The organism is Halobacillus sp. ABR2_026, from assembly GCF_056158545.1.
In genome coordinates, this window is record NZ_JBSWTM010000001.1 from 952,501 (window position 1) to 977,612 (window position 25,112).

A 25,112-nucleotide genomic window follows, 5' to 3' on the forward strand; every position below is an offset into this window, starting at 1 on the left:
TTCCGGTACCGTGGTGTCTTTCCACAACGACTAGTTTAGCCTGATCTTTGTCTATGTTTGGTTGAAAATATCCTGACTTCACATCCACACGCTCAATCAGGTGATCGGTCCTGATTTGATTTTTGTTGATCTTAATGACATGAGCTCTGTCCTCCTCGCGAATGGGAATACAGAGGTGTTTCTTTGATAGTTGAGGGAGATGGATGCTGTTGGTCACTTGGGAAGGTTTGGGTGCTTCTGTCTGTATCTCATTCACCAATTTGCCGTTGGAAGCCACCTTTTTCCCGTTTTTGTATACATCATTGACAGTAAGGTTTGCTAAGTCATCGAAAAAAAGGAAGTCGGCGGTGTAGCCGGGGGCAATGGCTCCTTTGTTAGTAAGCCCATAGCATTCTGCAGCGTTCAAGGTGGCCATTTGGACGGCTGATATTGGGTTTAACCCTTCTTTCACCGCAAGGCGTATATGATGATCGATACTTCCTTCTTTCAAAAGGTCATCGATGTGCTTGTCATCTGTGCAAAATAAAAAGCGTCGGGCATTCGTTTCGTTCACCAGGGGAATCAGGGCTCTTAAGTCTTTGGCAGCAGAACCTTCACGTATACTTACGTACATGCCTCGTTGCAGACGGGTTAAAGCTTCTTCTGCTGTGCTGCACTCGTGATCCGTTTGCACGCCAGTCGTGCAATAGATATTGACAGCATCTCTCATCCAACCCTGCGAGATGACCGTCTATAATCCCTTGGGACTGGAGAGTTTGTTCCATTTTATTCAACAACAGAGGTTCTGCGTTTTGCAGAGACGGATAATCCATGACTTCTCCGAGTCCCAGGACCTGTGAATCCTTTAAAAATGGCTGAAGATCAGTTGCTTTCAATTCCGCACCTGATGTTTCGAAAGGGGTGGCGGGTACGCTTGAGGGGAGCATGAAATGAAAGTCAATGGGCTGGTCTTTGGCATCATCCAGCATATATTGAACGCCTGTTGTACCTGCAACATTTCCAATTTCGTGGGGATCTGTTATAACAGTCGTCACACCCCGTGGGCCAACCACTTTGGCGAACTCTGATGGGGGGACCATGGAGGATTCGATGTGAACGTGGGAATCGATGAAGGTAGGGGCCATGTACTGTCCTCGGGCATCAATCAATTCTATTCCCTCATACTGACCGAGCCCTACGATCGCCCCGTCTGAGATTGCTACGTCTTTTTGAATGATCTCTCCTGAAAATACGTCGATGATCCTAGCGTTCTTAATAACTGTATCTGCAGGAATCTCTTTATTGGCAACTTTTATTTTTTTCGTAATTTCTGTATGGTCCATTTTTTCCATTCCTCCTCAGTTTCGCTCATAAGTGTTTGCGTTTGATATAAAGTTGGAGAAGGATAGGAATACCCCTCTCGTAGTCAAACCATTTACGGTGGTTCGGTAGAGACATTTGGACCTTATTTCCAAATTTATACGTAAGGTTGATGTTTCTATAATTATAGGAGATTTTATCCTTCCTAAAGTAACTTGTCAACGGCATGTTTTTACACGAAAGCATTCTCATTTGGACTCATCTAGTTTAATATGAAAAGGGAAAGCAAATAAACCGGAAGTGAAAAAGGAAGGTTTTAATGTCTGCAGTGGAAGAGAATATTACAAGAATACATATAGATGATAAAGAATATGTTCTGATCGGTACGGCACACGTATCCAAAGCGAGTGCAGACCAGGTAAAAGCTGTCATTGAAGAAGAACGACCAGATGCGGTTTGTGTAGAACTCGATGAGCAGAGGTTTCAATCGATTCAGGACGGAGACCGGTGGAAGAACACGGATATATTTGAAGTGATTAAAAATAAAAAAGCCACGTTACTGCTCATGAACCTGGCGATTTCCTCCTTTCAACGCCGGATGGCTAAGCAATTCGGCATTCAGGCAGGTCAGGAAATGATACAAGGCATCCAATCGGCAGAAGAAACCGGTGCAGAGCTTGTATTAGCTGACCGGAATATACAAATTACATTTTCCAGGATATGGGGTAACATAGGCTTTGGTGGGAAGATGAAACTGCTATTGTCTCTATTCTATGGTATTTTCAGTAATGATAAGATTTCCGAGGAAGAATTAGAGAAAATGAAATCTCAGGATATGCTGGATGGCATGCTGCAAGATTTGACAGCCAATTTCCCGAAACTGAAGAAGCCTCTCATTGATGAGCGTGACCAGTACCTTGCTCAAAAAATTAAAGACGCACCGGGGAATAAAGTAGTTGCAGTCTTAGGTGCTGCCCATGTTCCTGGAATCAAACAAGAAATCCATAAAGAGCATGATTTGCAGCAACTAAAAAAGCGTCCCCCTAAATCAAAGCTTCCTAAAATTATCGGATGGAGCATTCCAGTCTTGATCGTATCGATCATTCTCTACACGTTCTTGTCCAATCCAGCTGCAGGCACGCAGCAAACGATCAGCTGGATTCTGTGGAATGGGTCGTTCTCTGCTTTGGGAGCAGCAGCTGCTTTAGCACACCCTCTCGCGATTTTATCAGCCTTTGTGATGGCACCGATTACCTCCTTAAATCCCCTGATTGCGGCAGGGTGGTTTGCAGGAATCGTCCAAGCTTATTTCCGGAGGCCCAATGTGGGGGATTTTGAAACCCTATCGGATGACGTAACGAGTGTCAAAGGCTTCTGGAATAATAAAGTCACACGAATTCTGCTCGTTGTAGTTCTTGCGAATATCGGTAGTTCATTAGGAACGTTCATAGGTGGAGCGGATGTCATTCGATTGTTCTTAGAAAACTTATAATGTCATGGGAAAGAGGAGCGGTTAATGCTCCTCTTTTTTATTTACAGTAATTTCATGTAATGTTACAATCACATTACAAAGAAGGAAATGTCGGAAAACATAAAATAGTTAGGATATAGAAAGGGATGGAAAATGAGTAAGTTTGTTAAAGGTACTTCCATTCTAGGCGTAGTAGCCTTAGGACTTGGGGTTTGGCAAATAACAGAAATCGATCAGGAGCAAGGTGCGGAGGTTGAGGCCTTCGTCAAACAGGAACAGCAATCTTATGAAACGGTGATTATCGATCAACAAGAACAAAAAGAAAATCCGTTAAAAAATAATCAGTGGGTTGATACCCGAACGCTCAGGTCCATTCAGGAAAGCATCCACAAAAATGATGAAATGAAGAAGCTGATCAAAAATCTTGGACGTGGGGTAGAAGCTGATTTAGAACAGCATCAAGTGGATACAGATGAAGAGTGGAAGGCGTTAGAAGAAGATACGAAAGATAAGAAAGCGATGATTAGGAAACTGTTGAAAAGTACGAACCACGAAGGGTTGGAAAATTTAGCTTCCAAGGCGCTTGAAAAATTCGAGCATACAATTCAGTCTCGTGAGTTTACCTCCTATAAGGAAGCCGTCGATTCCTTCAAAGCACTTTCTGATCAATTATAAATATTACATAAGGGAGGAACGTCCGTGCTTATCAATATCTTGGGAGTCGGCGCCCTGTTTATTGCCTTCGTTTTCGTCCTGCCGATTACGAGTGCACATATTGCCGGATATTTAGAAAGAAAGCTGTTCGTTCACCTTCCAAAATGGATCGTCGTCACAAGTACAATGCTTTTGGTATTAGGTTTGGAAGTGCTCGTGACCCTCATGATTTCCCGCCGTTTGGAATGGTCATTTGTAGATGCCCATTTTACGGTGGGTTTTTTAATTTTTATTCTCGTCTGGTTTATGCAATTCAACGAGTTCATCGGAAATCGTTACGCAAACCTTGAGAACAAAGGATATGGGAGCGGCAAAGACCTGTATGATATCGAGTTGTTCCGTTTTAAAGTCAATCCAATATCTATAGCTGCTCTTTTATATTTCCTAGTTTCCATAGCGAATGCCTTTCTCCTTTATTTGTAATTTTTAGGGAGCTTTGTCGAATCTATCAGACAATCGAACCCCTCTCCATGTACGGAGTGGTAAAATTTGTTTATTTTTCCTTAGATATGTTTTTTTCCGCATAAGGAAGGGGATGAGGAAAGTGTACAAAATTTTAAGGAGGGTACTAAATCGCATGTCCATTCTATTGAAAGAAAGATTGGGAACGGAAGAACTAAGTCATTTGAAGACGGCTGCTATTCTTGAGTTTACGGAAGAAGTGTTCGAGTCCGATCAGTACCGTTTACTTGAAGTGATCGAATCGAAAGACCAACAACTGTTTATCGTCAATCGTAATGATCGTACATTGACCGTGCTTACCCTTTCCCAGGACATGTCCTTGAAAAAGGAAACTTTATTTACGGACCGTATTATATCTATGAAAGAATACTTTGAAGATTACAGTCTGTCAGAGAATACACCTCCTAGAAAAATTGAAATCACCTTTATGGAAGGTCGTACGTTATTAATTGAACCAGAGAGTTCCAAAGAGCAAAGTAAAGATTACCAGCGGGAGGATATAAGGAAGCAAGTGGAAGAAGATTTTGAGCACTTGATTGCCGCATTGAAAAGTACTGTCATTTTATAAGAGTCATTAAGGGTATACCTTGAAGAAACCAGGGAGGCTTAAAGCCTTCCTGGTTTTTTATTACACTCCGAATCTGGCTCATGTATAAAAATAATCATTTGAGGAAGAGTATGAAGAAACCATCTAAGACTTTAGAAAACTTTTATTATTCATGACCTCCATTTCTATCATTGCATTCACCAACAGGCTGAAACAATCATTAAAAAGCTTGATAGGGGTGAAAATTATGGCGTCCTCTACTTTACTTGACCTCTTTAAGTTGTTCATCGACTCGGTCCATTTGCTGGCATTTCTCGTGTTCTCCATGATTTATGTATTTCAGTCTAAAAAAAGTTAGTCAAGTACTGACTGGATGCTTTGACACAGGCAGGAGCAGAGGAACTCGGGGTTGCTTCGAAGTGAAGGATCTCGGTTCAAGCTTCTTTTGGGTCCTGCCACATCTTCAACTTTTTAAGAGGGAAGGGAAAGACGCTTCTTGTTTAAGAGATCGGGGATACAGGGATACTAGTGGAAAGAATTCTATGAAGCTGGAAAAGTAAAGAACAAGTAAAATTCCGACAAAAAAACGTAAATTCTATGTTGCGTCGCTAGATTTCGAATGTTATGATTACAAATGTAAACGATAAGAGTTGTCCGAACAACTAATATTTGATCTTCAACAATGTAATCAATTGTTTTCCACGCGGGTGTAGTTTAATGGTAAAACCTCAGCCTTCCAAGCTGATGACGAGGGTTCGATTCCCTTCACCCGCTCCAATGCTATTATTTTATACTTATGTGAACCAACGCAGTGTTTCGTTAAATGGGTAACGAAGCATTGCGTTTTTTAATGATGAAATTTGGATAAACCCTATAATAGACAATCATTTGAGGGAGGAATCCATGATGAAAAAATTGCAGCAGCATCTAAAACAAATTGATGGAAAAAGTTATAAAGGTTATAAACAAATACAAGGGAAATATTCGTTCGATCGATATGATCTCATGATTGATTATGTTCAGGGAGATCCTTTTGCAGCTCCTTCAAAAATCAGAATTTACATTCCCGATACCGAACGGAAAATGGCCCAAGATTGGAAAAAAGGTGCACGTAGGCGCTACTATGCTGAAGATCAAGTGGCACGGATCGTAGCCAAAACGATCCACAAGACACAAACCAGTGTAAAAGGATCTGGTAAGAGCGGTATGATCGCCATTGATCAACCAGGCCAGGAGATCCTTGAACGGACGGCAGTTTCTCTGCACACTGAGGGGATGACGGTCTGTCTTACGGTGGGCCTCCCCGCTAATGGGAGAAGGATCAACGGGAAACAAGCGGAAAAATTGTTCTTTTCTATTATCCCGGAGATTATGAACCAGTCCGTTTTTTCTATGAAGGATAACGAGATCGAGTCCGTTTGCCAGCTTGCCGACCAGCACCAAACGATCCTTGATGAGATGAGAAAGAATGATTGGATATCATTTGTCGCTGATGGTGCCGTCCTTCCTAGGGAGAGCGGCATCAGTCAGAAACCGATGAGAGGTGCCGTCCCTTTTCAAAGTCCTGAAGCCAACAGGGTATCCATCACCCTTCCTTACCGGGATGAGCCGATCACAGGCATGGCATTAAAGCGTGGGATTGTATTAATCGTCGGCGGTGGTTATCATGGAAAAAGTACCCTGTTGAATGCTGTGGAGCGTGGTGTGTATACTCATATTGCAGGGGATGGACGAGAGTATGTTCTGACAGACCCTTCCGCTGTCAAAGTACGAGCAGAAGATGGACGACAAGTGTCCTCAGTGGATATTTCACCATTCATTAAAAATCTACCTCATGGTACAGATACTTCCAGATTTTCTACGGAGAGATGCAAGTGGAAGTACATCACAGGCTGCTAATGTTGTCGAATCGCTGGAAGCTGGGGCGTCAACCCTTTTAATTGACGAAGATACGAGTGCTACGAACTTCATGATCAGAGATGAGCGGATGCAGGAACTTGTCGTGAAAGAGAAGGAACCAATCACTCCATTTATTGATAAGATTAAACAGATGCGTGATGAACTCGAAGTTTCTACCATCCTTGTTATGGGAGGCTCCGGGGACTACTTCCACGTAGCGGATGATGTGATCATGATGGATCAGTATATTCCTTATAACGTGACAGAAAAGGCGCAGCAGATTGCGGATAAGTATCCAAATACCCGGAAGGAATCTTCTGATCTTTCTTTTGGATCCGTGCCGAAACGTTCGTTCGTTTCCCAAACTCTTCAAACACGTAAAGGGAAGAAAGAGAAAGTCCAGGCCAAAGGAAAGCATACGATTCTGATGGGCCGTGAGGATATAACACTGGATTATGTAGAACAGCTTGTCGATGGATCCCAAACGAGGATGATTGCGGATCTGCTTCTTTATCTAGATAAGCAGGGGATTTTGAAGCAGCAGCATTCTATGCATGAACTGCTTGATATCATAGAGGAACAATTCAACAACCGGGGACTTGCTTCATTTGCCCCATTTAAGGATCAGCATCCCGGTGAACTTGCCAGACCAAGGCGCTTTGAAATTGCAGCGACTTTAAATAGGATACGGACAGCGAAAGTGAAAGATATAAGATAGAAAGGAGGTGTGTCAGGGTGGATTTTCATCAATTCAAAGAGGAAGTTATCGCATATAGTAAAGAGATAGGGATTGATAAAATTGGGTTTGCATCTGCGGATGTTTTCGGAGAATTGAAGGCACGGCTGAAGAGACAGCAGGAACTTGGCTATCAGTCCGGATTTGAAAAAGGTTCCGTACAAGAGCGCACAGAACCCGGCAGGCTGGTTTCAGGTGCTCAATCCATTATCTCCATCGCCCTGGCTTACCCTTCCAAAATGCACGATGCCCCAAAAAGCAGAAAAGGTGACCGGCGGGGGATTTTCTGCCGGGCTTCCTGGGGGCAGGACTACCATCATGTACTCCGTGACCGTCTTAACCGTCTAGGTGCTTTCCTACAGGAAAAATTCCCCGAAGTGGAACTGAAATCCATGGTTGATACAGGAGAGCTCTCAGATCGTGCCGTAGCTGAACGTGCAGGGATAGGTTTCAGTGGAAAAAATTGTGCCGTGATCACTCCGGAATTCGGTTCATATGTATATCTTGGAGAGTTGGTTACAAATATCCCGTTTGCGCCGGATGAGCCGGTGGATGACAGCTGTGGAGACTGCAACATTTGTGTGGACGCCTGCCCGACAGATGCACTGGTGCAAGGAGGGCAACTGAACGCTCAGCGTTGCATTGCCTTTTTGACACAGACGAAAGACTTCCTGCCGGATGAATTTCGTACAAAAATCGGGAATCGGCTGTATGGCTGCGACACATGCCAGACCGTATGCCCGAAGAATCGGAAGAAAGATTTTCATAACCATGAAGAATTCGAGCCTGACCCTGAGATCGTAAAACCGAAGTTGACCCCACTTCTATCCATTTCCAATCGACAGTTCAAAGAGAAATTTGGCTTTATTTCGGGTTCATGGCGCGGGAAAAAACCGATTCAGAGGAATGCCATTCTCGCTCTTGCCCATTATCGTGATGAGACTGCGATTGATGATTTGATCCGTCTCATGAAGGAGGACCCACGACCGGTCATTCGTGGGACTGCTGCATGGGGGCTGGGTAAAATCGGAAAACCTGAATGTTATGAAGCCATTGAAATAGCGATGGAAAAAGAAGAGGATGAACAAGTGCTTTACGAAATGGAAAAAGGTGTCCAATTTCAAAACAAGTAAACCAATGTACCTTTTCAATGGGTAGAAGCTCTTGTATAATAGAAAAAACTGTAAAGAAGGGGTTGGATATGAACCATCAATCGTTCTTATACTATGACACTTTTGAAACTCCTTTAGGTTCAATGACTGTACTAGCGAATGATGAAGGGTTATGCCGAATTGATTTCGGTCATTATGAAGACCGGCTGCCAGCCTATCAATCTTGGAAAAAGAAACATTTCCTCAAAGGCGAATTGGTTTATGACCCCGACCACAAATATGTGGCGCAAACAAAGCAGGAACTTACCGATTACTTTGAAGGCCACCGGAATGAATTTCATGTCCCTTTAAACTGTTATGGGACGGATTTTCAGCGCCAAGTGTGGAGAGCGCTGATCAACCATGTTCCTTATGGGGAAACAAGATCCTATAAGGACATCGCTGTATCCATGCATGCCCCGAAAGCGATCCGGGCTGTAGGTGGTGCCGTTAACCAGAACCCTTTTTCCATCATTGTTCCCTGCCACCGTATCATTGGAAGCAATGGTAAATTAGTCGGTTACGCCGGCGGGCTTGATAAAAAGCAGAAGCTGCTTGAATTTGAAAAAGAACATCAATCCATCAAACAAAACCAATAAATGAGCAGCTCCTTTTGAAGGGGCTGCTTTATTCATGTTCATGTCCGACTTTGCTTCTCATATGATGTAAAAGGAGGGGTGAAGCATGGGCGATACATATCAGCTTCAACTTTATTGGGAAAGAATCATGGACCGTCTCTTTGATCAGGATGAACAGCCATGGTTGACGCAAAAATTAAAGGGGATAGAGGAAAGAGGTCACCGTCTGCAGCGTTTGACGTTTCACGTACATCCATATCGGCGGATGGCTTATGAAGATCAAACCCAAATCGAATATCTTCTGACCTTGTCTCTTCTTATAAAATCAGGCCGCCACTATTTTATGGAAGAAGGCCATTACTATGGTTATGCAGGGTTTTTAAAAGGGGAGTTGTTGAATCACCGTGTACTGACTGAAAAGAGCGGGGGAGAACGTATTTCAAAACCATTACTTGTAGAATTTTCAGACTCTCCTGATCGTGAAGGTTTCAGGTTCACCTATGACCGTCGGGAAGCCGTCCGATATGCCGATCGTTGGTGGGATAGCTATAATCCGGCATATCGGAGCTTTGACGTCGATTGTACGAATTACGTTTCTCAATGTATTCGAGCTGGAGGCGGACCGACGTGGGGGTCTCCGAACCGGACAAAAGGCTGGTGGTACGGGAGCAGGACCTGGAGTTACAGTTGGACAGTCGCTCATGCTCTCCGTTGGTATTTAGGAGGAGCAAGAAATGGACTGACAGCTACTGAAGTATCAGACGCCCACCTCCTCTCACCTGGCGATATCATTTGTTATGACTTTGAAGGGGACGGCAGGTTCGATCACAATACCTTTGTCGTCCGGAAAGATGCTAATGGCATGCCATTGGTGAATGCTCATACATCCAATAGCCGGCATCGATATTGGGCTTATGAAGATTCCACGGCCTATACCCCTGACATTAAATACAAATTTTATAAAATTGATGGCTGAAGAGTATGGTATAATAGCGTGGTTGACTAAGATTAGACTGAGGTGAGCCATATGCCTAACCATATTGTACTCTTTCAACCGGAAATTCCAGCGAATACGGGAAACATTGCTCGTACATGTCTTGCGACCAATTCAGAACTCCACTTAATCCGTCCTCTTGGCTTTTCAACAGATGATAAGATGGTCCGTCGTGCTGGCTTGGATTATTGGCATAAAGTACGTGTGCATTACTACGATTCCCTAGACGAGCTTTATGATGCTTTTCCAGAAGGAGAAATCTACTACATTGAAAACTTCGGGACGAAATCGTATGTGGATTTTGACTTTAGTCATACCGAGCAGGATTTATTATTCGTTTTCGGCAGGGAAAGTGATGGAATTCCTAAGGAGCTGCTGAGAGGCGTGGAAGATGGCTGCCTGCGGATTCCTATGACGGATGAAGTGAGATCATTGAACTTAGCGAATACAGCTTCCATCATCCTGTTTGAAGCGTTGAGGCAACAGGGATATCCGAACCTGATCAAATGAGCAGAAAGGCGGCCAACCGGCCGCCTTTTCTGATGGCGTGGGCCAGGTTCAGTGAGTTTCTTTTATGTACCAGGTACGAATAACTTTCTTCCGGGTACCAGGTACATAAAATTCTGTTCACGTACCTGGTACCATTCGTTATCATTTGTGTACCGGGTTTGATTTCAAAAAAATAGGTTCCGATAATTAAGAGGATTTTGCTGCTTTTTGCCGAATAATAGTTACATAAATGTTAGAGAGGAGGAGAGGGCGTTCGAAAACGACGTTATTGGTACCCGGGAGCGATCTTTCATGTGACAGCTCGTGGAAATCGAAAACAAAACATCTTTAGGAACGACTTAGATCGCGGAAAATATTTAGATTTGATAAAGAAAACAAAAGACCTCATCCCATTTAATCTTCATGCCTATTGTTTAATGAACAACCACGTTCATCTTCTGATCGAGACCATCGATCATTCCCCTGGTAAAATTCTTCACCGGCTGCACCTCATGTATTCTAAATACTTCAACAGGAAATACGAACTGGAAGGACATCTTTTTCAAGGGCGTTATCATGCCGAATTAATATTAAACCACCATTACTTTGTGTCTGCCTGTCATTATGTTCATGATAATCCTGATCGTGCAAACCTCGGGCGCTTCACTGACCACCCTTTATGGACTTCGCATTGTTATTATGATGATGAGAACAATACAGGTTTTATTACAACAGAGCTTATGGAAGCACTTCAGCCCATCTATACAAACGTTCATAAACCCTAAAAACCCGAACGGTGTTCCAGGCTTTTAGAGTTTATGAATGTGAATGGATGCACAGCAAACCTGGCACCCAAAATTCCTTTTCTTGTACCTGGAACCACCATAGAGGAACCATCATAGAGGAACCACCGAAGAGGAAAACGCACCAAAATAAAAAGCATCCCCAACGGGATGCTTTTTTTACTGCTTATTTTTTTGGCGAACCTGGTTTTGTATCGTATCCGGCACAAAAAATAGCAGTAATAAATGCGACACAGACAAGAATAATTAATGTAAGATTCATGAGTGGTCCTCCTTTATGTAGCCAGACAAGCATGATTAATTCCTATTATACCCGATTTCTGGATAGATGTGAATTGTTTGTCCAGTTAAAATTATCCTTTACTTGATGACACATGCCTATACGTAAGGGCAGTCGTCTACATAAAGTGAAGGGTAGGTGAATAACCAAGGATGGATTGGAGGATCATGAATGAACCACTATGACTATTACTATGACCCATACCAAGCCGAAGATTTCTTCCGTGAAGAGGATGAGCGTTTCTTCTTTTTAGGGCCTTTTGCTGGTGGGCTGCTCGGCGGTTTTATCGGTGGAGCACTGGCACCTGGTTTTTACGGAGGATTTGGCGGACCACCGCCTCCACCGCCCCAGTATTATGGAGGTCCAGGTCCCTACGGTCCAGGCGGTCCAGGTGGGCCGGGGCCATATGGCTATGGATATAACCGTCCCCCTTATTACGGAGGCCAATGGTAAAAAATAAATGCCCCTCATCAATGATAATGAGGGGCGGTTTTTTTAAAAGTTTGTTGTATCTAACTCTTTCCCTTGGGATTCATACCCCTGCATGTACTTAATTCGACGTTGGGCAGAGGTAGCGTTGACTTGTTCATCTGCATGATAGGACGAGCGTACCATTGGTCCTGCTTCGCAGTGCTTGAAGCCTTTTTCAAGTGCAATTTTCTTAAGCTCTTCAAATTCATCCGGGTGGTAATAACGTTCGACATTCAAATGTTTTTTCGTCGGTTGCAGGTATTGTCCGATTGTCATAATATCGACATTATGTGCTAGGAGATCATCCATGGCTTCGACGATCTCTTCTTTTGTTTCACCCAGGCCGACCATGATGCTTGATTTCGTCGGGGTATTCGGTCGGATTTCTTTTACACGTTTCAACAATTCTAACGAGCGGTCATACATAGCGCGTGCACGGACTTTTTTCGTCAGGCGTCGCACAGTTTCGATATTATGGTTGAAAATGTCCGGCTCACCACCCATAAGAGTATGCAGGCTTTCGTAGTCTCCTTTCATATCCGAAGGGAGGATTTCAACTGTACACCCAGGAACACGCTCGCGGATCGCTTTCACTGTTTCGGCGAAAACAGCTGCTCCTCCATCATTTAAGTCATCACGGGCCACAGCGGTCACTACGACGTGCTTAAGCCCCATGATTTCAACAGAATCGGCGACACGTTCTGGTTCGTCCCAGTCCAGCTCGTTCGGTAGCCCCGTTTTCACGGCGCAGAAACGACACCCTCTTGTACAAGTATCTCCAAGAATCATGAACGTAGCGGTTTTACGTTCACTCCAGCATTCGTGAATGTTCGGGCACCGTGCTTCTTCACATACAGTATTAAGCTTTTTATCCCTCATCAGCTTTTTAAGGCCTGTGTAGGACTTATTCGTATTGATTTTTATCTTCAGCCAGTCGGGTTTTCTTATGTATTCTTGATTTTTAGCCACTTTACTCACTCCTTTTTCGTTATCGGGCATAGTTCCATTCATCGTTGGCATAACGTTCTTCGGCGATCTTCATGACTTCCTTCCATTGGGCGTCTGAAAGCTCGAAGGGTTCTAAATTGACTCCGAGGCCTTTCGCGAAACCACTTTTGAAAGCATCTTTCGTATCATCATAAGTAACAGGTTGATCAAGAATCTGATTGATCGCTACAGCTTTGTCACCAAATGCCTTACGCGCTCGTTCTTTTATTCGTTCATTTTTATATATGAACATATCGAACAGTTTGATGTCATCCACATCAATCGGAATGGAGCCGTGTTGGAGGATGATCCCTTTTTTACGAGTCTGAGCACTTCCTGCCGCTTTTTTACCATCGACAATCAGTTCATACCAGGAAGGTTCTTCAAAACAAACGGCTGATCCTGCCACATCCAGTTTTCCTTCAGGGACAGCAAATTCAGCTTGGATGCCGAGGTTTGTGAATCCTTGGAGCAGCCCTTGCGAGATTACTAAATAGGCTTCTTTAACGGAATCCGGCATTTCCGGGTGATTTTCTGAGACGATTACACTATATGTCAGTTCATTGTCATGTAGGACAGCTCTTCCGCCCGTCTGGCGGCGTACAAGTTCATATCCATGTTTTTGGACGCCTTCGAGATCTATTTTACCTTTGACTTTTTGAAAATAACCAACGGATAAACCAGCAGGCTTCCATCCGTAAAAGCGGAGAACCGGCGGGATCTCACCATTGCGGTGCCATTTCATCAGAGCTTCATCTAATGCCATATTTACAGCAGGTGTACAATGACCTGAATCGACAAAGTACCATTTTTCCATTCGCAGTCCTTCTTTCTTTAGTCGAGCACTTTATCCAATTAAAATATTCCTAACAATTCTAACAAGGGCGGATAATCGTGTCAAAATTTACTAAAAGCTTTATTCATCCCATTTAGGACTACTTACTCATTGCTGAAAAACTGACATACATTCGGATCTGGTTGTTTTATAATAGAGGTAGGAGGGATGAACGTGAACCAAACGATGATTTCCAGCATCCTTTTCTTAATAAGCGCAGCCATTTGGGCATTATTAGCTATCTTTTATGATGATTTTCGGTGGCTGAATCTATTTTTATTCATAGCTTTTTTGATTATGGGACTTTCAAAAAGGCGCAGGTATATACAAGAAAAGGATTACGAAGAGGATTGACTTTATAGTCAGTCCTTTTTTTCTGTCATGAATAGGGGAAGGGGGCATAGGGTTGAGGAGAGGGGATTTCTCCCCTCCCCAATGAAAACTGCTTTTATTTGTTGTCTTCTAGGAGTTTATGGTTTATGTGTTTGATCTGTCCGTAATAGTTTCCCGAAATACGTCTTTATGACTTATAGAGGGAGGCAGGTGGATCATTTCTTCAGTATTTCTCAGTCGCAGTTTCCAGTTGTTCGATGCCGAAAACAATGGCCGCAGAAGTGGACGACCATCTACTCGGTGATCTGTTTTATGCTATTCGTGTCCAGCTCTGGCGCCCGGACGCTCAAGACATAAGTCAGCTGCCTTCGTGGTGAAAGAATGCACCACTGCATCAATTGCCTTATGCTTGTCGTTTCATCCAGGGTGCCGCATCATTTCGTATCAAAGTGTCCAGTCGTAGCGGCCAGACACTCGAGACATAAGTCAACCGCCTCCGTGGTGGAGAACACACCACTGCGCTGTTTGTCTTATGCTTGTCGTGTCTAAGCAGGCCGCTTCCATATTTCTCGTGTAGTTGTGTCCAGCTCCGGCATCCAGACGCTCGAGACATAAGACAACCGCTTCCGTGGTGAAGAAACGCACCACTGCAGCGTTTGTCTTATGCTTGTCGCGTCTACCAGGATGCCTCCACATTTCTAATTTACACATGTTTTACAGTAGCCAGGCATAGGATGTATTAAAATTCGTCTCTTACGACGGGGGAGGTCGCGAAGTGGACATTTTAAAGAAAATACAAGACCACCGGGAACATGAAGAAGAACTGAAGTGGGAAGGTACATTCGCAGAATATTTGGAACTATTGAGAGAGCGCCCATATCTAGCGCAATCCGCCCATTCCCGCGTTTACAATATGATTAAAAATGCGGGGGTTGCTGAGGAGCACGATCATAAACGATACAAGTTCTTTGATGAAGATATTTATGGCTTGGATGAAGCGATGGAGAAACTTGTGGAAGAATATTTCCATCCGGCAGCAAGAAGGCTGGATGTCAGAAAGCGTATCCTGCTATTAATGGGGCCAGTCAGTGGCGGTAAGTCCACTCTGGTTAATCTCTTAAAGCGCGGCATGGAACAATACACTCACACAGATGAAGGGGCCGTTTTTGCCATTAAGGGTTGTCCGATGCACGAAGACCCTCTACACCTTGTTCCGAATCATCTACGTAAAGATTTTCAGGAAGAGTATGGCATCCGGATCGAGGGAAGTTTGTCCCCGCTTAATACGATGCGTGTGGAAACAGAGTATGGCGGCAGGATTGAAGATGTTTTAGTTGAACGTATATTTTTCTCAGAGGATAAGCGTACAGGCATTGGTACCTTCAGTCCTTCTGATCCGAAATCGCAGGATATTGCGGACTTAACTGGATCGATCGACTTTTCCACGATTGCCCAGTATGGTTCTGAATCAGATCCAAGGGCTTATCGATTTGATGGGGAATTAAACAAAGCCAACCGAGGAATCATGGAATTTCAGGAAATGCTGAAATGTGATGAAAAGTTCCTCTGGCATTTGCTCAGCTTGACGCAGGAAGGGAACTTCAAAGCAGGACGCTTCGCTCTTATTTCAGCCGATGAGTTGATTATCGCTCATACGAACGAAGCCGAGTATCGTTCTTTCATTGCTAATAAGAAGAATGAAGCCCTGCATTCCCGTATGATCGTAATGCCTGTGCCGTATAACCTGAAGGTAAGCCAGGAAGAGCGCATCTATGAAAAGATGATTCGTGAGAGTGATATTAGAGACGTTCACATCGCTCCCCATACACTGAGGGTCGCTGCGATGTTTACCATTTTGACTCGACTTAAGGAGTCGAAGAAAGCATCGATTGATGTATTGAAGAAAATGCGTCTCTATGATGGTGAGATTTTGGAAGGGTTCAGCGATGTGGATGTAGAGGAATTAAAGAAAGAGCATGCGGATGAAGGAATGAGCGGCATTGACCCGCGTTATGTCATCAACCGTATTTCTTCTACAATCATTAAAAAAGAACTGACCTCGATCAATGCGCTTGATGTATTACGGTCTTTAAAAGATGGTCTCGGAAGTCACGCTTCCATTTCCAGTGAAGATAAAGAGCGTTACCTCGACTTCATTTCATTGGCGAGAAAAGAGTACGATGAAATTGCCAAGAAAGAAGTTCAGAAAGCTTTCGTCTACTCTTATGAAGAGTCTGCGGTTACCTTGATGGATAATTACTTGGATAATGTAGAGGCTTACTGTAACAAAGCGAAGTTGAGAGACCCGCTGACTGGGGAAGAATTGAATCCGGATGAGCGGCTCATGCGTTCGATTGAAGAGCAGATCGGGGTATCGGAAAATGCTAAGAAGGCGTTCCGTGAAGAGATTCTGATCCGAATTTCCGCGTACGCACGAAAAGGGAAGAAATTTGATTACCAATCTCATGAGCGGTTGCGTGAAGCGATTCAGAAGAAGCTTTTTGCCGATTTGAAAGATGTCGTGAAGATTACGACGTCCACGAAGACACCGGATGAACAGCAGCTTAAGAAAATCAATGAAGTGGTTGCGACCCTCATCGATGAACATGGTTACAATTCGAGCTCGGCCAATGAATTATTGAAATATGTCGGAAGTTTATTGAATAGATAAAAATCTCCTATTTAAAAGCGCCCTCTTCTTCATATTAGAGGGCGTTTTCTTATGGTATAATGGCAAAAAATGAAGTGGGGTGAGATGATGACCAAGAATCATTATGCAATTATCGATATTGGATCGAACACTATGCGTTTAGTCATATACCTGAGAGAAAAGGGTGGACGTCTTCGTGAAATAGAGAACGTGAAGGCAGTAGCCAGGTTAAGGAATCACCTCATGGATGATGGATTATTATCAACAGAGGGCATCCAAATCCTCCTGACTACATTAAAGAGTTTCAAGCAGGTAGCGGAGTCCTATGTTTTAGAGGAAATGGTCTGTGTAGCAACAGCAACGATCCGCCAAGCCGAAAATCAGTCTGAAATCATCCACCAGGTTTCCGACCACACCGGATTCGATATGCGTATCCTCTCTGATCATGAAGAGGCTTATTATGGGTATTTAGCCGTTGTAAATTCTACTCCGATAAGTGAAGGTGTCACGGTTGATATCGGTGGTGGAAGTACGGAAGTTACATATTTTAAAGACAGGAAATTAATCGAATCCCACAGCTTTCCTTTTGGGGCGCTTACACTCAAGCAGGATTTCTTCAACAAAGACCTCCCGACTGAAGACGAGATGTCCAATCTTCGTCATTATTTAATGGAAGAATTTCAATCACTTCCGTGGCTGAAGAAGAAGAACATTCCATTGATCGGGATTGGCGGGGGAGCACGAAACCTTGTTCAAATTGACCAAAACTTGAAAGAGTATCCTCTTGCAGGCCTTCATCAATACAAAATGAAAGACAGCGATCTAGCGTTTATTAAAAATTACCTTTTCACCCTGAATATGAAAAAAATGCAGAAAGTGGAAGGGTTATCGAAAGACCGGGCGGATATAATCCTTCCAGCTACGGAAGTTTTTCACACATTATATGATACGGTTCAATCCTCAGGCTTTATTTTAAGCAGGAAAGGTTTGCGCGACGGGGTGTTTTATGAGCAGTTGACAAGGGATATGGGGACCTCTGTCTTTCCGAACGTATTGGAAGAAAGCATTCAGGAACTGATTAGTGATTATGATTTGAATGTGAAACAGATCCAGCATGTGCAGCATCTGACTCATGATTTATTTCATCAGCTTCATGACAGGGGAATCGGTTCGCTTAAGAAAAAAGACTGGCAGGAAGTGAAAAGAGCGAGCTATGTTTTCAACCTCGGTGAATATATCGATAATGAATCAAGTTCCCAGCATACGTTCTACCTTCTGGCTAACCGGACGATTGACGGCCTTATGCATATGGAGCGATTAAGGATGGCTTTGATGGCGTCCTTTAAAAATAAGACGATTTTCAAGCAGTTTCTTTCCCCCTATAAACAGTGGTTTCTAAAAGAAGAGAGGAAAAAAATTCGACTTCTTGGGTCGATGTTGAAGTTCTGTTATAGTCTGGACAGCACGCGCCGGCAGGTGGTGGAAAAACTGGAAGTCTCAAATGATGGGGACGACCTCAGCATCACACTTACATGCAATGGGGCGTATATGCCGGAGGAATATCAGGCAGAGAAACAAAAAAAACATTTGGAAAAATCCCTGAAGAAGACTATCCATCTCTCTTTTGTGGAAAATAAAAAGTAGTCCGAACCGGGCTGCTTTTTTTTACAATTTTCAACCCTCATCCCAACATTCGACATTTTTAATGCTTTTTTTACAATAAATTAACTTGTTATTAATAGGCGCTCTATAAACGTTTACTAGACTGAATGTGAATACAGGTGTAAAGGGTGTGCGTAATGTCAATTGAACTGAAAACGAAGGAATTGGACAATCCGTTGTTTTATAATAATCGGGAGCTTAGCTGGCTTGGTTTTAACGAGCGGGTTTTGGATGAAGCTCTGGATATGGATAACCCTTTGCTTGAACGTTTGAAATTTTTAGCCATCGTGTCTTCCAACCTTGATGAATTTTTCATGGTACGGGTGGCAGGATTGAAGGACCAGGTGAAGGCCGGATTTAATAAACCAGAAAACAAAGCCGGCTTGACTCCAAAACAGCAGTTGAATCGAATTGCTGAATATAATCATCAGAACGTGGAGAAACAGTATGCAGCGTATCAATCGATGAAACCGGAATTGGAAAATGAGGGGATTTCAATTCTGTCGATCGATGATTTAACGAAAGAGGAGATCGGTCGTTTTGAAACTTACTTTGATGAAGAAATTTTTCCTGTTCTGACTCCTATGGCGGTCGATGCCTATCGTCCATTTCCGATGCTGTTGAATAAGTCCATCAACCTTGCTGTCGTCATACATGATGAGATCGATCGTGAGGGGGAAACGAAGACAGCTATTGTTCAGGTGCCTTCTGTACTGGACCGATTTGTGGCTGTAGATCACAAGGATAAATACCAATATGTCTTATTGGAAGAAATTATCGGGTATTTTATTGGCAAATTATTCAAAGGATATAGAGTGGAATCGATCACTGAGTTCAGAATAACGAGAAATGCTGATATGACGATTCATGAAGAAGGCGCACGCGATTTATTGAAGGAAATCGAGAAAGAACTTAAGAAACGGAAGTGGGGGGCCGCTGTCCGTCTGGAGGTCCGCGACGGGAAGTATGACGAGAAAGTGATCCGGTTTTTGTTGAATGTATTGGAAATTCATAAAGATGATCTTTATATTACGAACGGACCATTGGATTTGACCTTCCTGTTCAAATTCCACAAGACGTTCACAGATATTAAGGACCATCTCTACTATGAAACATTGATGCCTCAGCCGCCTCGGGATCTGGCAAGTGATGAGAATATTTTTGAACAGGTTATGGAACGTGATGTGTTTCTGCACCACCCTTTTGAATCTTTTGAACCTGTCGTTGACTTTGTCTCCGAAGCAGCCGATGACCCTTATGTGTTAGCCATCAAACAGACACTTTACCGGGTAAGTGGAGATTCTCCGATTATCGATGCCCTTAAACGTGCAGCGGAAAAAGGCAAGCAGGTTACTGTCCTTGTAGAACTTAAAGCCCGTTTTGATGAAGAAAATAACGTGCAGTGGGCGAAAGAGCTTGAAAAATCAGGATGCCATGTTATTTATGGGATGACTTACCTGAAAACGCATAGTAAAATCACGCTCGTCGTCAGGAAGAAAGACAAGAAAATTGAACGTTTTGTTCACCTTGGAACAGGGAACTACAATGACCAGACAGCTTCGCTCTACACAGATATGGGAATCATTACGTCCAAGCGTAAATTCGGGATTGACGCGACAGACTTTTTCAATTATCTGAGCGGATTTACGGAAAAACCACAATTTCATCATTTGTCCATGGCTCCATTTGATATCAGAAATGACTTTATTCGGTACATTAATAACGAAATCCGATTTCAGAAGCAGCATGGCAATGGGCATATCATCGCTAAAATGAATTCTCTGACAGATAAAAATTTGATTATGAAGCTTTACGAAGCCTCTCAAGCAGGCGTGAAAATCGATTTGATTGTCAGGGGAATCTGCTGTCTCAGACCGGGAATTCAAGGATTCAGTGACAATATCCGTGTGATCAGTATCGTCGGGCGTTTCCTGGAGCATAGCCGTATCTTCTATTTTCACCATAACGGTGATGATCGTGTCTACTTATCCTCTGCTGACATGATGACGAGGAACATGGTCAAACGTGTGGAACTTCTTTTCCCGATTTATGAACCTGAAATCAAAAGCCGCCTGCAGAAAATCTTAACGGTCATGCTGAATGATAATGTTAAAGCGAGAGAACAGAAAAGCGACGGAACGTATGAACATGTTAAACGCCTTGACAACGCCCCGTCGATCAACAGTCAAATGAAGCTCTATGACATGGCATACCGTGTCTTAGAAGACGAAGAATGACAATGAAATATCACTTTAGTAGCAAAAAGTGAAAAAGGCGTACCCATCGGTACGTCTTTCTTGTTATAATGGATTTGGCAATTCATTAAAAAATTAAGCGAAATTTGTTGAATACGGAAGCGTTTCAATTCTATAATAGTACATGGACTTGGAAACGTTTTCGAGGAAACATTAGCCAACAACTACTTGGGGGTATTCTACGTGTCTAAACAAGGCTCCACTCAAAATTTTTGGGATAATTTCCATGGCCCCAACATGGGGTACATCGAAGAACAATACGAACAATATGAAAACGATCCTAGTGCTGTCGATCCTTCCTTGAAGGAAATTTTTGATGAGCACGGGGCTCCTGAATGGATGGGAAGCGAATCGATTGCTGTAACGAACGCAAATGGATCGGCTTCACCTTCTGAGAAGGACATAGCTAAAATTACCTCAGCTTTGAAACTTGTTGAGGCTATTCGTCGTCATGGACACTTGCAGGCGAACATCTACGCAGTAGGCAGTGATGAGCGACCTAAAACAAATTTACTTGAGTTAGAAACTTATGGACTACAGGAAAAGGACTTGGAAGAGATGCCGGCCGATTGGGTGTGGCCTGATGCCCCAATGAAACTGGATAACGCCTTACAAGTAGTCAAAACGTTAAAAGAACGCTATGCAGGGACCATTTCTTTTGAATTTGGTCATGTCAATAATGAAGATGAAAGAAAATGGCTTCAGGACAAAGTCGATACAGGCTCCTATACGGTGTCGTTGACAGATGAAGAGAAGAAACAACTGCTCTATCGACTTGCAGAAGTTGAAGGCTTTGAGAATTTCCTTGCTAAAACTTTCGTTGCTCAGAAACGCTTCTCCATTGAGGGCTTAGATATCATGGTGCCGATGCTGGATCACATCATTCAATCGGCTTCTGGAGATAAAATCAAACATATTATGATGGGAATGGCTCACCGCGGACGCCTCAATGTACTTGCGCATATTCTCGGAAAGCCGTATGACCGTATTTTTTCTGAATTCCATCATTCACCGGACAAAGAGTTGGTCCCTTCTGAAGGCTCCATGGGCATCAACTATGGCTGGACGGGTGATGTGAAGTATCACTTTGGTGCCAGAAGAGAAATTGAGAATGGTGAACAGTCTGCAACACGTGTCACCCTCAGTCACAACCCTTCCCACTTGGAATACGTAAACCCTGTAGTAGAAGGCTTTACGCGTGCAGCTCAAGATGATCGTTCAGAGCCAGGCTACGCCAAGATGGACGAGGATGAAGCTTTCGGCCTCCTTATTCACGGAGATGCCGCTTTTATCGGAGAAGGTGTTGTAGCCGAAACGTTGAATATGAGTGATCTTCCGGGATATAGGACAGGAGGAACTGTTCATATTATTGCTAACAACCTTGTCGGTTTTACAACGAATCGTAAAGATGGCCGCTCCACTCGTTATGCCAGTGACCTGGCCAAAGGTTTTGAAATTCCTGTCCTGCATGTGAACGCAGATGACCCATTGGCCTGCTTGTCAGCAATGGCACTTGCTTATGAGTACCGTCAAAAGTTCCATAAGGATTTCTTGATCGATCTTGTCGGATACCGTCGTTTCGGCCACAATGAAATGGATGAACCAAGGGCTACCCAGCCGCGTCTCTATAAAGAGATTGACGAGCATCCGACGGTTGCTGCCGTTTTTGAAAAACGTCTGCAGGAAGATTCAGTTGTAGGGGAAGGCGCTCTTGAGGACATGAAATCGGAAGTGGAGAAAAACTTCCGTGAACTTTACAACAATATGAACGAACATCAAACGTCCTCTCCGGATGTGAAAGATCGTCCAAGCGGGGTAGAACGAAACCTTGATGAAATTGATACCGCTATTGACCTTCAACGTCTGAAAGACTTGAATGAAGGAATGCTGAAGCGTCCGGAAGGCTTCAATGGTTTCAAAAAGCTTGAGAAGATCTTGCAGCGACGCAGCAAAATGCTTGATGATGGCCAAAAAGTGGACTGGGCGACAGCTGAAGCTTTGGCTTTCGCATCCATTCTCGAAGATGGCCGTCCAATCCGGATCACAGGTCAAGACACGGAACGTGGGACATTTGCCCACCGTCACCTTGTTCTTCATGACGTGGAAACAGGGGAGACGTATTGTCCTCTCCATGGCATGGAACAGGCCAATGCATCCTTTGACATCCACAACAGTCCGTTATCAGAAGCGGGTGTCATCGGCTTTGAGTATGGTTATAGTGTCCAGGCACCAGAATCCCTGGTCCTTTGGGAAGCGCAGTTTGGTGACTTCGCGAATGCGGGACAAGTCATCTTCGATCAGTTCGTTTCAGCCGGCCGGGCCAAATGGGGCGAAAAATCCAACATGGTCTTCCTGCTTCCACATGGATATGAAGGTCAAGGGCCGGAGCACTCAAGTGCCCGTCTGGAACGTTTCTTGCAACTGGCTGCAGAAAATAACTGGACAGTCGCCAATGTTACGTCTTCCGCTCAATATTTCCATTTGTTAAGAAGACAGGCGGCCATCAGTAATCAGGAAGAAGCGCGTCCTCTTGTATTGATGACTCCGAAGAGTCTTTTGAGGAATCAAAGAGTGGCCGTTGCCGGAAGCCAGTTCAGTGATGGACGCTTCCAGCCGATTATGAAACAGCCGATTTTATCTGAAAATAAGGATAAAGAAAAAGTGAAATCGCTGCTTCTTGGAAGTGGTAAGATCATGGTCGATATCGAAGATACAGTAGACAATACAGATCAAACCTTTGAAACCATTGATGCTGTTAGAATTGAGCAGATCTATCCGTTCCCTCAGGAGCAATTAGCGGAGATGCTGGAATCCTATCCGAATTTAGAAGAACTAGTATGGGTCCAAGAAGAACCTCAGAACATGGGTAGCTGGTATTTCGTCGAAGGAATCCTGCACAACCTCTTGAAAGAGGGGCAGATTCACCGATTCGTCGGTCGTCCGCACCGTGCTTCACCTTCCGTCGGAGAGCCGAACATCCATAAAACAGAGCAGAATCGAATCATTCATGAAGCGCTACAGATGTCTAAAGGAGGAGAAACAAATGAAGGAAATTAAAGTTCCTGAATTAGCTGAATCCATCACAGAAGGTACAATATCAGAATGGCTCGTTAAACAAGGGGATCAAGTGGAAAAGGGAGACCCGATTCTCGAGCTTGAGACAGATAAAGTAAACGTGGAAGTGAATGCAGACGCAAGTGGAGTCATTGCAGAATTGTTAAGAGAAGCAGGTGACGACGTGGAAGTCGGCGATGTCATTGCTAAAGTGGATGAAAATGGCGAAGCTGGAGGTTCAGGTGAAGATACTTCTTCAAAAGAGGAAGAATCAGAGCCGGAAAGTAAGAGCGAACAATCCAACGAAGAATCCGAGAAACAAGAAGAAAAGCAACAATCTGCGAATGAGCAGAAAGAGACATCCAGTAATAACACCAAGGACGTCATTGCGACTCCAGCTGCTCGTAAACGTGCACGTGAACTAGGAATCGACTTGAGTGAGATTTCTGCCCGTGACCCTCTTGGCCGTATTCGTCCGGAGGATGTTGATGAAGCCGCTAAAGGCGGAAATAAGCAGGATTCAAAAGGGTCTTCCAATTCTTCTGATGAGAAGCAGAAGAAACAGGAGAAGAAAAAGGAAGAATCCAAGAAAACTGAATTTGATAAACCGGTCGAGCGTGAGAAGATGTCCCGCAGACGTCAGACAATCGCTAAACGCCTGGTTGAGGTTCAACAGGAGTCTGCTATGCTTACTACTTTTAATGAAGTAGATATGACTAATGTGATGAAGCTTAGAAGTGACCGGAAAGAGTCCTTCCAGAAGAAACACGAGATCAAGCTTGGATTCATGTCCTTCTTTACGAAAGCTGCTGTAGGCGCTTTGAAGGAATTCCCACTGCTTAATGCCGAGATTCAAGGCAATGAAATTATTAAGAAGCAGTTCTATGATATCGGCATGGCTGTTTCCACCGATGAAGGCCTTGTGGTACCAGTTGTCCGTGACGCGGATCGTCTGGACTTTGCCGGAATTGAAAAAGGCATCGCTGACCTGGCTACGAAAGCCCGCAATAAAGAATTAGGCCTTGAAGACCTTCAAGGGGGGTCATTTACGATCACCAACGGCGGAATCTTTGGGTCCATGCTATCTACACCGATCTTAAATGCACCTCAAGTCGGTATTCTTGGTTTACACAACATTGAAAAACGTGCGAAAGTCATGCCGGATGACACGATCGAAGCTCGTCCGATGATGTATATTGCCCTTTCTTACGATCACAGAATTGTAGATGGTAAAGATGCCGTCCAGTTCCTGCGTAGAATTAAAGAAATGATTGAAGATCCATACGACTTATTGCTTGAAGGTTAATGCTAATCCCCTGCCACAGCGGCAGGGGATTTTTTTATCGGAAATTACGGAGTGTCCTGTTGGCTAAGAAGCGGAAGCCCCCTTTAGTGTTGTGATTCTCATGCCAGAAAGGGCAAGAACCTTCCGTTTTCCATAT

20 protein-coding genes, 1 tRNA gene, 1 pseudogene and 1 riboswitch (1 of these 23 running past the window's edge) are annotated in these 25,112 nt (G+C 43.8%); of the genes and pseudogenes, 19 read left to right on the forward strand and 3 right to left on the reverse strand.

The features are described from left to right. Positions 1-1,322: pseudogene (ade, locus tag ACXADE_RS04895) on the reverse strand (adenine deaminase); it reaches 416 nt to the left of the window's first position. 60 nt (positions 1,323-1,382) lie between these two features. Beyond that, positions 1,383-1,484, reverse strand: a riboswitch (purine riboswitch). A 134-nt stretch (positions 1,485-1,618) separates the two neighbouring features. Between ade and ACXADE_RS04900 the strand changes: the two are divergent. From ACXADE_RS04900 to ACXADE_RS04960, 13 genes are all read left to right on the forward strand, one after another. Beyond that, positions 1,619-2,791, forward strand: a complete 1,173-nt coding sequence (locus tag ACXADE_RS04900; RefSeq protein ID WP_474979376.1) for a TraB/GumN family protein — start codon at positions 1,619-1,621, stop codon at positions 2,789-2,791. Positions 2,792-2,923: 132 nt separating this feature from the next. Next, positions 2,924-3,445 carry a hypothetical protein gene (locus ACXADE_RS04905; RefSeq protein WP_474979377.1) on the forward strand — a complete coding sequence of 174 codons (522 nt, stop codon included), beginning with the start codon at positions 2,924-2,926 and terminating at the stop codon, positions 3,443-3,445. Positions 3,446-3,469: 24 nt separating this feature from the next. Next, positions 3,470-3,907: a hypothetical protein gene (locus ACXADE_RS04910; RefSeq protein ID WP_474979378.1), complete on the forward strand. Its 438-nt coding sequence runs from the start codon at positions 3,470-3,472 to the stop codon at positions 3,905-3,907. Between the two features lie 154 nt (positions 3,908-4,061). Next, positions 4,062-4,514 carry a hypothetical protein gene (locus tag ACXADE_RS04915; protein WP_474979379.1) on the forward strand — a complete coding sequence of 151 codons (453 nt, stop codon included), beginning with the start codon at positions 4,062-4,064 and terminating at the stop codon, positions 4,512-4,514. A 682-nt stretch (positions 4,515-5,196) separates the two neighbouring features. Next, positions 5,197-5,270, forward strand: a tRNA-Gly gene (locus ACXADE_RS04920). Positions 5,271-5,399: 129 nt separating this feature from the next. Continuing rightward, positions 5,400-6,392, forward strand: a complete 993-nt coding sequence (locus ACXADE_RS04925; protein ID WP_474979380.1) for a P-loop domain-containing protein — start codon at positions 5,400-5,402, stop codon at positions 6,390-6,392. Continuing rightward, positions 6,328-7,110, forward strand: a complete 783-nt coding sequence (locus tag ACXADE_RS04930) for a P-loop domain-containing protein (RefSeq protein ID WP_474979381.1) — start codon at positions 6,328-6,330, stop codon at positions 7,108-7,110. Before ACXADE_RS04925 ends, ACXADE_RS04930 begins: the two co-directional genes overlap by 65 nt. A gap of 17 nt (positions 7,111-7,127) precedes the next feature. Beyond that, complete coding sequence (gene queG / locus ACXADE_RS04935; RefSeq protein WP_474979382.1) at positions 7,128-8,261, forward strand: tRNA epoxyqueuosine(34) reductase QueG; 1,134 nt, start codon at positions 7,128-7,130, stop codon at positions 8,259-8,261. A gap of 68 nt (positions 8,262-8,329) precedes the next feature. Beyond that, entirely contained in the window at positions 8,330-8,878 is a 549-nt protein-coding gene (locus ACXADE_RS04940; RefSeq protein ID WP_474979383.1) for a methylated-DNA--[protein]-cysteine S-methyltransferase, read from the forward strand. 85 nt (positions 8,879-8,963) lie between these two features. Beyond that, positions 8,964-9,833 (forward strand): amidase domain-containing protein, encoded by an 870-nt coding sequence (locus tag ACXADE_RS04945; RefSeq protein ID WP_474979384.1) that lies wholly within the window; start codon positions 8,964-8,966, stop codon positions 9,831-9,833. 51 nt (positions 9,834-9,884) lie between these two features. Continuing rightward, complete coding sequence (gene trmL / locus ACXADE_RS04950; RefSeq protein WP_474979385.1) at positions 9,885-10,361, forward strand: tRNA (uridine(34)/cytosine(34)/5-carboxymethylaminomethyluridine(34)-2'-O)-methyltransferase TrmL; 477 nt, start codon at positions 9,885-9,887, stop codon at positions 10,359-10,361. 293 nt (positions 10,362-10,654) lie between these two features. Further along, positions 10,655-11,125, forward strand: a complete 471-nt coding sequence (locus ACXADE_RS04955; protein WP_474979386.1) for a transposase — start codon at positions 10,655-10,657, stop codon at positions 11,123-11,125. A 469-nt stretch (positions 11,126-11,594) separates the two neighbouring features. Then, entirely contained in the window at positions 11,595-11,876 is a 282-nt protein-coding gene (locus ACXADE_RS04960; protein ID WP_474979387.1) for a hypothetical protein, read from the forward strand. Positions 11,877-11,918: 42 nt separating this feature from the next. On the opposite strand, the gene lipA is transcribed toward ACXADE_RS04960, so the two are convergent. Together lipA and ACXADE_RS04970 are read right to left on the reverse strand one after the other, a co-directional pair. Continuing rightward, positions 11,919-12,863, reverse strand: coding sequence for a lipoyl synthase (gene lipA, locus ACXADE_RS04965; protein ID WP_474979388.1), 945 nt, complete (start codon positions 12,861-12,863; stop codon positions 11,919-11,921). Between the two features lie 19 nt (positions 12,864-12,882). After that, the gene (locus ACXADE_RS04970; RefSeq protein ID WP_474979389.1) at positions 12,883-13,698 is read right to left on the reverse strand and encodes a lipoate--protein ligase family protein; all 816 of its coding nucleotides are present in this window, start codon (positions 13,696-13,698) and stop codon (positions 12,883-12,885) included. 192 nt (positions 13,699-13,890) lie between these two features. Between ACXADE_RS04970 and ACXADE_RS04975 the strand changes: the two genes are divergently transcribed. From ACXADE_RS04975 to odhB, 6 genes are all read left to right on the forward strand, one after another. Further along, positions 13,891-14,070 carry a hypothetical protein gene (locus ACXADE_RS04975; protein WP_474979390.1) on the forward strand — a complete coding sequence of 60 codons (180 nt, stop codon included), beginning with the start codon at positions 13,891-13,893 and terminating at the stop codon, positions 14,068-14,070. Positions 14,071-14,824: 754 nt separating this feature from the next. Further along, on the forward strand, positions 14,825-16,720 hold the full coding sequence (locus ACXADE_RS04980) for a PrkA family serine protein kinase (RefSeq protein WP_474979391.1): 1,896 nt from the start codon (positions 14,825-14,827) through the stop codon (positions 16,718-16,720). An 87-nt stretch (positions 16,721-16,807) separates the two neighbouring features. After that, complete coding sequence (ppx, locus tag ACXADE_RS04985; RefSeq protein ID WP_474979392.1) at positions 16,808-18,343, forward strand: exopolyphosphatase; 1,536 nt, start codon at positions 16,808-16,810, stop codon at positions 18,341-18,343. A gap of 155 nt (positions 18,344-18,498) precedes the next feature. Beyond that, entirely contained in the window at positions 18,499-20,598 is a 2,100-nt protein-coding gene (locus ACXADE_RS04990; RefSeq protein WP_474979393.1) for an RNA degradosome polyphosphate kinase, read from the forward strand. A 255-nt stretch (positions 20,599-20,853) separates the two neighbouring features. Then, on the forward strand, positions 20,854-23,673 hold the full coding sequence (locus tag ACXADE_RS04995) for a 2-oxoglutarate dehydrogenase E1 component (RefSeq protein ID WP_474982196.1): 2,820 nt from the start codon (positions 20,854-20,856) through the stop codon (positions 23,671-23,673). Next, positions 23,660-24,976 carry a 2-oxoglutarate dehydrogenase complex dihydrolipoyllysine-residue succinyltransferase gene (odhB, locus tag ACXADE_RS05000; protein WP_474979394.1) on the forward strand — a complete coding sequence of 439 codons (1,317 nt, stop codon included), beginning with the start codon at positions 23,660-23,662 and terminating at the stop codon, positions 24,974-24,976. The genes ACXADE_RS04995 and odhB overlap by 14 nt, the downstream gene beginning before the upstream one ends. The last annotated feature ends 136 nt before the right edge of the window (positions 24,977-25,112 follow it).